Source organism: Vibrio sp. 1580 (genome assembly GCF_033340055.1).
Map to the genome: position 1 here is coordinate 1 of NZ_JAWOVT010000137.1, position 874 is coordinate 874.

At 49.2% G+C, this 874-nt stretch carries 1 protein-coding gene; it reads right to left on the bottom strand.

Annotation, left to right across the window (positions count from 1 at the left end; translation table 11 throughout):
- Positions 1–874, bottom strand: an 874-nt coding sequence (locus R7093_RS24570) for a VacB/RNase II family 3'-5' exoribonuclease (protein WP_318146931.1), incomplete at both ends; no start/stop codon positions are given.

Genomic DNA, 874 nt, shown 5'->3' on the forward strand with positions numbered 1-874 from the left:
CTTTCAGAAATGGTCATCTCACACACCATACACAAGCGATCCACTTGCGGGTTAAGCGAACACAAACCGTTTGAAAGCACTTCAGGCAACATTGGGACAACTTGCGATGGGAAGTACACAGAGTTACCACGGTTGATGGCTTCTTTGTCTAACGCTGAATCTGGGCGCACGTAGTAGCTTACGTCTGCGATTGCGACCCAAAGACGCCAACCACCATCTTTTTTCTTCTCACAGAAAACAGCGTCATCGAAGTCTCGCGCATCTTCACCGTCAATGGTAACGAGCGGCAATTCACGCAAGTCAACACGGCCAACTTTCGCTTCTTCAGGCACTTCTTCGCCCAAGTTTACGATTTGTTTTTCGACCGCTTCTGGCCACTCATAAGGGATTTGATGGGTGCGAATTGCGATTTGTGTTTCCATACCTGGCGCCATATTTTCGCCAAGAACTTCAACCACTTTACCCATCATGCCACGCGAGCGAGAACCACGATCGGTAATTTCAATCACCACGACGTTACCCATACGAGCGCCAGCTTTGTGCTCGTTCGGGATCAGAATATCTTGGCTGATGCGCGAATCATCCGGCACAACATATGAGTAGCCGTACTCAAGGAAGAAGCGGCCAACAATCTGGCTATTGCGCTCTTCAAGTACGCGAACTAAGCGACCTTCACGACGACCACGCTTGCTGTTGTCTGTTGGTTGCACCAGCACGAAATCACCATGAATGATGTTCTTCATTTGGTGATGTGGCAGCAAAATATCATCGTCCTTGCCGACGCTGCCTTCTGGACGTACCCAACCGTGACCATCTTTGTGGCCAATCACGTAACCTTTCACCATTTCAAGTTTTTCAGGCAATGCGTAGCACT